This is a genomic window from Microbacterium commune, from assembly GCF_014836945.1.
GTDB classification, from domain to species: Bacteria; Actinomycetota; Actinomycetes; order Actinomycetales; family Microbacteriaceae; genus Microbacterium; species Microbacterium commune.
This window is the reverse complement of the sequence record NZ_JACSPX010000003.1, coordinates 503,633-513,091: the sequence shown is the minus strand read 5'-3', so window position 1 is coordinate 513,091 and position 9,459 is coordinate 503,633. Positions and strand designations below refer to the sequence as shown.

Annotated in this window: 9 protein-coding genes; 5 read left to right on the top strand and 4 right to left on the bottom strand. The window is 70.1% G+C overall.

Features of this window, described 5'->3' with window-relative positions; genetic code table 11:
• On the top strand, nucleotides 1-1,011 hold a 1,011-nt coding region (gene sucB, locus H9633_RS12635), incomplete at its 5' end, for a 2-oxoglutarate dehydrogenase, E2 component, dihydrolipoamide succinyltransferase (protein ID WP_191713386.1).
• Between the two features lie 6 nt (nucleotides 1,012-1,017).
• Here sucB and H9633_RS12630 read toward each other — a convergent pair.
• Nucleotides 1,018-2,394 carry an FUSC family protein gene (locus H9633_RS12630; RefSeq protein WP_191713385.1) on the bottom strand — a complete coding sequence of 459 codons (1,377 nt, stop codon included), beginning with the start codon at nucleotides 2,392-2,394 and terminating at the stop codon, nucleotides 1,018-1,020.
• 122 nt (nucleotides 2,395-2,516) lie between these two features.
• Here H9633_RS12630 and H9633_RS12625 point away from each other — a divergent pair, with 122 nt between their 5' ends.
• Nucleotides 2,517-3,227, top strand: coding sequence for a DUF4191 domain-containing protein (locus H9633_RS12625; protein WP_191713384.1), 711 nt, complete (start codon nucleotides 2,517-2,519; stop codon nucleotides 3,225-3,227).
• Between the two features lie 64 nt (nucleotides 3,228-3,291).
• Here H9633_RS12625 and H9633_RS12620 read toward each other — a convergent pair whose 3' ends face one another.
• Complete coding sequence (locus H9633_RS12620; protein WP_191713383.1) at nucleotides 3,292-4,479, bottom strand: RimK family alpha-L-glutamate ligase; 1,188 nt, start codon at nucleotides 4,477-4,479, stop codon at nucleotides 3,292-3,294.
• Nucleotides 4,480-4,504: 25 nt separating this feature from the next.
• Here H9633_RS12620 and H9633_RS12615 point away from each other — a divergent pair, with 25 nt between their 5' ends.
• Nucleotides 4,505-4,981 carry an ATP-dependent zinc protease family protein gene (locus tag H9633_RS12615; RefSeq protein ID WP_191713382.1) on the top strand — a complete coding sequence of 159 codons (477 nt, stop codon included), beginning with the start codon at nucleotides 4,505-4,507 and terminating at the stop codon, nucleotides 4,979-4,981.
• Nucleotides 4,982-5,005: 24 nt separating this feature from the next.
• On the opposite strand, the gene H9633_RS12610 is transcribed toward H9633_RS12615, so the two are convergent.
• Complete coding sequence (locus H9633_RS12610; RefSeq protein WP_083428557.1) at nucleotides 5,006-5,392, bottom strand: RDD family protein; 387 nt, start codon at nucleotides 5,390-5,392, stop codon at nucleotides 5,006-5,008.
• A gap of 147 nt (nucleotides 5,393-5,539) precedes the next feature.
• On the opposite strand from H9633_RS12610, the gene glnA reads away from it, so the two are divergent.
• Nucleotides 5,540-6,964 carry a type I glutamate--ammonia ligase gene (gene glnA, locus H9633_RS12605; protein ID WP_071640450.1) on the top strand — a complete coding sequence of 475 codons (1,425 nt, stop codon included), beginning with the start codon at nucleotides 5,540-5,542 and terminating at the stop codon, nucleotides 6,962-6,964.
• A 115-nt stretch (nucleotides 6,965-7,079) separates the two neighbouring features.
• Here glnA and H9633_RS12600 read toward each other — a convergent pair whose 3' ends face one another.
• Nucleotides 7,080-8,261 (bottom strand): polysaccharide pyruvyl transferase family protein, encoded by a 1,182-nt coding sequence (locus tag H9633_RS12600; RefSeq protein ID WP_191713381.1) that lies wholly within the window; start codon nucleotides 8,259-8,261, stop codon nucleotides 7,080-7,082.
• Between the two features lie 120 nt (nucleotides 8,262-8,381).
• On the opposite strand from H9633_RS12600, the gene H9633_RS13090 reads away from it, so the two are divergent.
• Nucleotides 8,382-9,459, top strand: a 1,078-nt coding sequence (locus H9633_RS13090) for a HEAT repeat domain-containing protein (RefSeq protein ID WP_225211434.1), incomplete at its 3' end; no start/stop codon positions are given.

Sequence of the window (9,459 nt, the reverse complement as noted above, 5' to 3'; positions counted from 1 at the left end):
GCACAGCAGGCACCCGCACAGCAGGCACCCGCACAGCAGGCACCCGCACAGCAGGCACCCGCACAGCAGGCACCCGCACAGCAGGCACCCGCCTCCACCGACTCCGACTCGCTGTACGTGACCCCGCTGGTGCGCCGTCTGGCCAGCCAGCAGGGCGTCGACCTGTCGACGGTCACCGGAACCGGCGTGGGTGGACGCATCCGCAAGGAGGACGTCCTCAAGGCCGCCGAGTCGACGTCCCAGGCACCGGCCGCCGAGGCCGCCGCTCCGGCTGCTCCCGCGCTCGAGGTCTCGCCGCTGCGGGGCACGACGCAGAAGATGTCGCGTCTGCGCAAGGTCGTCGCCGAGCGCGCCGTGGCCTCGATGCAGCAGACCGCCCAGCTGACGACCTTCGTCGAGGTGGACGTCACGAAGCTCGCAGCGTTCCGCAACGCGAAGAAGGACGAGTTCAACCAGAAGACCGGCGCGAAGCTGTCGTTCCTGCCGTTCTTCACGCTCGCCGCTGCCGAGGCGCTGCAGGCCTTCCCGATCATCAACTCGACCGTCGACGGCGACTCGATCGTCTACCCCGCGAACGAGAACATCTCGATCGCGGTCGACACCGAGCGCGGCCTGCTCACCCCGGTCGTCCGTGACGCGGGAACGAAGAACATCGCCCAGATCGCCCAGGAGATCGCCGACCTGGCGGCCCGCACGCGGGACAACAAGCTGAAGCCGGACGAGCTGGCCGGCGGCACCTTCACGATCACCAACACGGGCGCGCGCGGCGCGCTGTTCGACACGCCCCTGGTGTTCCTGCCCCAGTCGGCGATCCTCGGCACCGGTGTGGTGTTCAAGCGCCCCGGCGTGGTCACGGTCGACGGTGTGGACGCGATCGCGGTCCGCTCGTACGTCTACCTGGCCATCTCGTACGACCACCGCACGATCGACGGAGCGGACGCAGCTCGCTTCCTCGGCGCGATCAAGACCCGCCTCGAGTCGGCGGAGTTCACGGCGGATCTGGGTATCTGAGCACGCTCAGCCCTCATCCGATGGCTGGTTCGCGACGTCGTACACGTCGCGAACCAGCCATCGGTCTTTCTGCATGACGAGCACGAGCATCTGCTCCCCGCGCTCGCCCGACGGGCCGAGTCGCAGCACCGCCACGTCGCCGTAGTCCTCCACCGCGGTGATCGTGCGCTGCGCATCCGTCCCCGCCAGCCGCTGCTGCACCGCCTCTCCTGACCCGTCCACGACGGCGTCGGCGCACACCGCATCCCCGGCGCGGGCGCATGCGACCAAGCGGGTGAGCAGCGCCGCGGCGCGCTGTTCGACCGATCCGTCGATCACGGCCTCCGGCATGGGCGTGCCGGGCACCGCCGTGTCCTGCCCATGGTCGGCATCCGGAACCGGCGTCGCCTGATCAGGAACGGGTGGCGTCGGATCCGCGGTCGACGACGCCGTCGCCGCGACGATCCCCGTCATCTGCTCGGTCGCCGCGGAGTCCTGCTCCGGTGTCGGCCAGATCAGCCCCCCGACGAGCACGAGCGCGGCGGCCGTCCCGCCGAGGATCAGCATCCGACCGCGTGGGGCGCGATCGGGCGGCCGCCCTGCGCGGCCTGGCGACACGGCCGCTCCCCGGCGGCGTCCGAGCCGGGTCCGCACGAGCGCGACGGCGCCGCGTGCCGCCTCGAGCAGACGATCCGTCACCCGGTGCAGCGCGGTCGGCTGCGGGGTCAGCAGATCCGCATCCTGACGCAGCCGCACCGCATGCGCGTCGATCGCGACCACCCGCTCGGGCGCAGCCACCTCGCGTACCAGCACGCACGGCGCCGCGAGCTCCATCAGCTCGCGCTCCCACCTCTCGATCGACCGCACGACCACACGCGGATCACGCGCCGCCACGCTGATCTCGTCGAGCAGTCGGCTCATCGCGCGATCGGCGCATCCTTCCCGCACCCGAGCGATGAGGGCCACCGCCGACTCCGCGCAGGCCACGCCCTCGCCGGGCGCGAACACCGGACGCGTCTCGTCGGTGAGCCACCACTGACCTGTGACGTCGCGGTCGCCCACCTCCACGATCCCGCGCAGCATGCTGCCGACCAGGGTCACCGTCTCTCCCGCCGACAGAGCGCTCTCCGCGACCTCCCGGCGCCCCAGGAGCACCTCGATGCGATCCGTGCACCAGGGCAGCACGGCGTCGTGTCCGTCGGACCTGCGCAGTACGTCCCGCACCCCGGCCACGTGCTCCGCACCGGCCATCGCCCACAGCTGCTCGCTCACGGTCTCGGCATCCACCCGGACAGCACGCCGTTCACCATCGGTGATCAGCTCGCCGGCGTAGGCCGATTCCTGCGCATCCACCATCCGGATCGCACGATGCGCCCCCGGCGTCAGAGCTGGCGTCTCGTCCATCCGACCATCTCAGCGCGCGGCACGGCCGACCGCCGCCGAGAACAGCTGATCTGGGGAGGGTCGCGCCGATCTCGCCTGATGTGCAGGAAGAACGCACACCCCGGAATCGGTAGGCTGTACGCATGGCAAAGAGTGCTCCCGTCACCGAGAAGCGGCCCGGCTTCTTCTCGCAGATCCGTTCCCTGTTCCGTTTCACGCGGGACGTGTACGGCTGGCTGCCGTGGGCGCAGATCGCCATCCTCATCGCCGGCGTGCTGATCGGTCTGATCATCGGCTTCCTGATCAGCGGTGCCTCCGTGCTCGGCCTGATCCTCTGGGGCTTCACCGGTCTGCTGTTCGGAATCCTCGGCGCCATGGTCCTCATGACGCGGCTGTCGACGACCGCGATGTACGCGAAGATCGACGGGATGCCCGGAGCGAGCGGCCATGTGCTCAGCACCAGCCTCGGACGCAGCTGGTCGGCATCCGACACCCCGGTCGGGATCAACCCGAAGACGCAGGAGGCCGTGTACCGCGTGGTCGGTCGCGGCGGCATCGTCATCGTCGGCGAGGGCGCACGCGGCCGGCTCACCCGTCTGATCAACGAGGAGCGCCAGAAGGCGCAGCGCGTCGCGCACGGCGTTCCGGTCACGGTGCTCTACGTCGGCCACGGCGACGACGACGTCGCCATCGCCGACCTGTCGAAGACCATCAAGAAGCTGCCCAAGGCGATCGACAAGGCCACCATGGCCGCGGTCATCCGCCGCATCGAGTCGGTGTCGCAGTCGCTGTCGTCGCTGCCGATCCCGAAGGGCATCGACCCCACCCGGGTGCGCTCCCAGCGTCCGCGCTGAGCCGCGCACCGCGCTCGGACAGCAGAACGGCCCCTCTCCGCGGAGAGGGGCCGTTCTGTGCATCTCACTCGCCCAGGGGCTCCTTGGGCAGCCGGCGCACCCGCGGACGGCGGCGGCGCTTCTCGGGGATCATCGAGCGCATCTCGTCGAGCTTGCCGAAGCACAGCAGGCGATCCTCGGCCTCGAGCTCGACGTGCTTGCGCGGGTTGGGGATGACGCTCACACCCCGATGCAGCGTGAGCACGGTGATGTCGCGATCCCACAGGCCCAGCTCGCCGAGCTTCATGCCCACCTGCTCCGCGCCGGCGTGGATGGCCAGCTCCGCCACCCCGTATCCGGTCGAGACGCTCAGTCGCTGGCGGACGTCGATGTCGGGGAAAGCGACCTGGTTCGCGATGTAGTCGATGATCGCGCCCGCCACGTCGAGCTTCGTCGCGGTCTCGATGCCCTGCAGCCCGGGCGAGGAGTTGACCTCCATGACCAGCGGGCCGTCGTCGCTCTCCAGCATGTCCACGCCCGCGACGCGCAGACCCATGATCTGAGCCGAGCGCACGGCCGTCTGCTCGTACACCGGGTCGAGGGTCACCGGCTCCACCCGGCCGCCGCGGTGCACGTTCGAGCGGAACTCGTCGCCGTCCGCGACGCGGCGCATGGCCGCCACGACACGGTCGCCGACCACGAGCGCGCGGATGTCGCGGCCACGGCTCTCCGCGATGAACTTCTGGATGAGCACGTTCTGCTTCGTCGAGTGCAGGGTCTCGATGATCGCCTCGGCGACCTTCACCTGCGGGGCGAGGATCACCCCGATGCCCTGGGTCCCCTCGAGCAGCTTGATGACGACCGGGGCGCCGCCCACCCGCTCGATCGCCGGGCGCACATCGGCGCGGTTGCGCACGAACGCGGTCGGCGGCATCGCGATGTTGTGCCGGGAGAGGATCTGGTTGGCGCGGAGCTTGTCGCGCGCGCTCGAGATGCCGTTCGCGGTGTTCGGGGTGTAGACGTCCATCTGCTCGAACTGACGCACCACCGCGGTGCCGAAGTAGGTGATCGAGTTGCCGATCCGCGGCAGGACCGCGTCGTAGTCGCTGAGCTGCTTCCCGCGGAAGAACAGGTCGGGCGCGTCAGCGGTGAGATCGATCGCGAAACGCAGCGTGTTCAGCACCTTGACATCGTGTCCGCGCTGCTGCGCCGCAGCGCGAAGTCGCTGCGTCGAGTACGAGTGCGGGGCGCGCGAGAGAACAGCGATCTTCACAGAGGTTTCCTGCCAGGATGTAGGAGTGACACGGGCCTCTCATTCAAACACGTCCACGGGCTGGCGGGAGTGGGTCGGGCTGCCGGATCTGGGCATCGAATGGCTCAAGGCGAAGATCGACACGGGCGCGCGCACGTCGTCTCTGCACGCCTTCGATGTGACCGAGTTCGAACGCGACGGCGAGGAGTGGGTGCGCTTCGCCGTGCACCCCTGGCAGGACAGCACCGCCGATGCCGTGGTGCACGAGACGCGCGTGCACGATCGACGCGCCGTGCGCAGCTCGTCCGGCCACACCGAGCACCGCATCGTCGTCACGATGCGGGTGCGGCTGGTCGGCAGGGAGGTGGATGCCGAGGTCACCCTCACCAACCGCGATGAGATGGGCTTCCGGATGCTGATCGGCCGCGAGGCGCTGCGACAGGGATTCCTCGTCGACCCGGCACGCTCGTTCCTCGGCGGTCGCGCACCGCGCGAGATGCGCAACCGCAACCGCGGCCGCTGACCCGACACGGGCCCGCGGCGGCGCTCAGCCGCGGATCAGCACCGTGCCGGCGATCTTGTCGTGCAGGCCCCGCTGGTCGGCATCCCAGATCACCGCGGGGATCACGAACACCAGCAGCAGCGTTCGCACGATGGGACGCCACAGCCCCACCCAGGCGCCGTCCAGACGCACCACGCGCATGCCCAACATCCGGTGGCCGGGGCTGCCGTTCGCGGTGGCGAGGAACACGATCTGCAGCACGGCGAAGACCATCATGGGTGCGAACTGACGCCAGCCGGCTTCGGCGGGCAGCTCGAGCGGGTCGTACCCGAGGAAGCCGATCGCGATGATCGTCGCCGCGAAGTAGTCGATCAGCAGAGCGCCGATCCGCCGGCCCGGGCGGGCGATGCTCCCCGGTCCGGAGATGGGCATGCCGAGGCGTTCACCGGGGTAGTCACTCACCCCCTCAGCCTACCGAGCGGCTGTAACATGCCCGAAACACAGCGGACACGGCTGAGAAACTCCATGCGCATAACCTGCGTAAGGTTGATGCAACCGATACCCGATCAGGAGTCGTACATGTTCACAGAGCCCGCTGAGGTCATCCGCTACATCGAGGAGAACGACGTCAAGTTCCTCGACATCCGATTCACCGACCTTCCCGGGGTCCAGCAGCACTTCAACATCCCCGCCTCCACGGTCGACGACGACTTCTTCCGCGACGGACAGCTCTTCGACGGGTCGTCAATCCGCGGCTTCGCGAGCATCCACGAGTCGGACATGCAGCTGATCCCCGACGTCACGACCGCGTACATCGACCCGTTCCGCGCGGCGAAGACCCTGGTGATGGTCTTCGACATCTACAACCCGCGCACCGGCGAGATCTACAGCAAGGACCCGCGCCAGGTCGCCAAGAAGGCCGAGAAGTACCTCGCCTCGACGGGCATCGCCGACACGGCGTTCTTCGCACCCGAGGCCGAGTTCTACATCTTCGACGACGTGCGCTACTCGGTCACCTCCGGCGAGAGCTTCTACAAGGTCGACTCCGAGGAGGCGGCGTGGAACTCGGGTCGTGAGGAGGAGGGCGGCAACCTGGGCAACAAGACCCCCTTCAAGGGCGGCTACTTCCCCGTCGCCCCGGTCGACAAGACGGCCGATGTCCGCGACGACATGACCCTGCGTCTGATCGACTCGGGCTTCCACCTCGAGCGCTCGCACCACGAGGTCGGCACGGCGGGCCAGCAGGAGATCAACTACCGCTTCGACACGATGGTCAGCGCGGCCGACGACATCCTCAAGTTCAAGTACATCGTCAAGAACACCGCAGAGGAGTGGGGCAAGACGGTCACGTTCATGCCCAAGCCGCTGTTCGGCGACAACGGGTCGGGCATGCACACCCACCAGTCGCTGTGGCTCGACGGCAAGCCGCTGTTCTTCGACGAGGCGGGCTACGGACAGCTCAGCGACATCGCGCGCTGGTACATCGGCGGACTGCTCAAGCACGCGCACGCCGTGCTCGCGTTCACGAACCCGACGCTGAACAGCTACCACCGCCTGGTGAAGCACTTCGAGGCCCCGGTGAACCTGGCCTACTCGGCCGGCAACCGCTCGGCCGCGATCCGCATCCCGCTCACCGGCTCGAACCCGAAGGCGAAGCGCATCGAGTTCCGCGTTCCGGATGCCTCGTCGAACCCGTACCTGGCGTTCGCCGCGCAGCTGATGGCAGGGCTCGATGGGATCAAGAACCGCATCGAGCCGATGGAGCCGATCGACAAGGACCTGTACGAGCTGCCCCCGGAGGAGGCCGCGAACATCCCGCAGGTGCCGAACTCGCTGCTCGACTCCCTCGAGGCGCTGCGCCGCGACCACGACTTCCTGCTCGAGGGCGGCGTGTTCACGCAGGAGCTCATCGACACGTGGATCGAGTACAAGTACACCAACGAGATCCTGCCGATGGCGCAGCGTCCGCACCCGTACGAGTTCGAGCTGTACTACGGCTGCTGAGCCCGCCACCCGCCGAGAAACCACTTCCCGCCCGAGACACCACGTGTGAGCGTGTGTCTCAGGCGGGAAGTGGTTTCTCGCGGTCAGGGGCGAGACGCAGTCGGGGCGGGGCGGGTCAGCGCAGGGCGTCGGCGACCGCGTCCCACCACGCGGCGGAGTCGGCTCGGTGCCCGTCGAGGCGCTCGGCTGCCCCGCGGGTCACGGCAGCAGCGGAGTCTGCGATCCGGGACAGATGCTCGGGGGCGTCGGCGAGGGCGTCGAGGTCGACGACGCCGTCCTGACCCCAATGGCCGAGCGCGCCGGAGAGCTTGATGTGCGTGTACTCGTCTGCGGCCAGCGCGACGATGGGCACGCCCGCCGGCGCGGCGAACACGGCGGGGTGATAGCGGCTGGTCACGAGCAGGCGCGAGGTGCGTGCACGCTGCGCGGCGGTGAGCGAATCGCCGCTGGGCGCGACCTCGCTCGGCCGCCGCATCCGCGCCCGCACCCGCTCGTGCAGGGCCGCGTCGCCGGCGGGCTCGGAACCGGCGGATTCGGGGCCGAAGTGCGCGTGGAAGACGACGGGTCCCACCGCGTCGGCGGCGTGATCGAGCAGCGCCGCGATACCGCTCTCGACCTCGTCGGCGGGACGTCCGGCGAACCAGCCCGACAGGCTCACGAGCACGCGCTCGGATGCGGCCGGACCGTCGTCGTCCACCGGTCCGCCGCCGAGGAACGAGGCGTCGTCGACGCCGGCGTGCACGTGTGCGCCCCACCCGCGGGCGAGCTCAGCGGACGCGTGCTCGCGCACACCGGTGCGTGCGGCCGCGCGGACCATGTCGGCCACGCGCTGCGCGTCGGCATCCTCCAGATCGGGACCGAAGGTCTGGCCCGACACGACGACCGGCAGATCACGGGCCCGTGCCATCGCGGCGAGCGTCGTGCGCTCGTAGACGTGCACCGGCCAGCGCGAGGCGAGGTTGCCGCCGCCGGCGATGAGCACACCCGACGCGTCGTCGAGCGCGGTCAGGACCGCCCGGGCGGGGTCGTCGGCGTCGAGCGCAGTGCGTCCCGCCGCAGCATCCACGAGCAGCGCCGAGCGGCGAGCCGCCGCTTCGCGCTCGAGCCCGCCGAAACCGAGTCGCGGCACGCAGGGCACGCCGTAGCGGGCGGCGGATTCCTCGGGCGACGACGAGACGCCGACGATGCTCAGACCGCGGGCCGCGAGCTCGTCGCGCGCCGCCTCGAACATCGCCTCGTCTCCGATATGGATCATGCCCGACAGCACGCCGATGTCGCCGATGGTGAGAACGCTCACGCTAACCCTTTGCTCAGAATCCGGAGCCGACGTTCGGCGCCTTGTCAACCGTAGGCTCTTTTCTGCTCACCCCAGTACCATTCCAGACGGTGCTATCTCAGCGCCCGCAGGGAGGGCAGCATGGGTATTCAGACGGCGATGGACCGCATCACCGAATCCGGATCGATCATCGAGGCGATGCGCGCGGCGGACGACCTGGCCTTCGAAGCCGGCCGCGACCCTGGGCTTCGCACGCTGCGTGTGCTCTCGGCCGCCATCGCCGCCGACGACGATCTCGCCGCGATCGCGGCCGTGCACGCCCTGGCCGAGATGAACGACGAGGAGGCGGCACGGCTGCTGTCGAGCCTGCTCTCCTCGCCCCGGCCCTACATCGTGGAGCACGCCGCCGACGCCCTCGGCCGGCGGCCCGCACGCCCGGATGCGGTCGGGCGCCTGGTGCGCCTCGTCGCCGAAGGCGGCTTCGCCGGCATGCTCGCCCAGCACACGCTGGAGAAGTGGTCGACGGGCGCGGCCGAACTGCTCGCGGTCGCCCTCGAGACCGCGAGCACCGGGACCCTTCCCGATGACGCGCGCGCCCGACTGGTCGAGACGATGGGGCTGGTGCGACACCCGCTCGTCGTGCGCCCGCTGCAGACGTGGGCGACGGATGCCGCGGCTCCGACCGCCGTGCGCGAGGCGGCCGTCGCCGCGCTCGGCCAGCGCGGCGAGCCCGCCGCGATCTCGACGCTCGAGCAGATCGTCGCGGAGGGCGGTGTCCTCGGCGACCTCGCCCGGCTGGCCCTCATCGACGCCGAGCCTGCCCCGCTCGTCCGTGACAGCGGCGAGGGGCTCACGGTCGCCCAGCTGTTCCTGCACGCGGACATCGACCCGTCGCTGTCGTCGGCGGGCTCCGGCGACAACGGCGGCATCGCCACCCTGCTCGTGCGACTGGGCGACGCGCTGGTCGCCGAGCCCGCCCCTGTCCAGCGCGTGCTGACCCTGTCGCGCGGCACGGCCGCCCAGGCGGGCCCCGACCTGCTCCGTGTCGCCGGCGGCGAGACCGGCCACGTGTACGGCCACATCCCGCTGAGCTCGCCGCCGGTGGGCTCAGCGGCGGCGTGGCCGCTGCGGGTGAGCGTGCGCCGCGGCATCCGACGCCTGCTGCGCGCCGCAGGACGCGTCGACGTGCTCCACCTCCGGATGGCCGACCTAGGGGCAA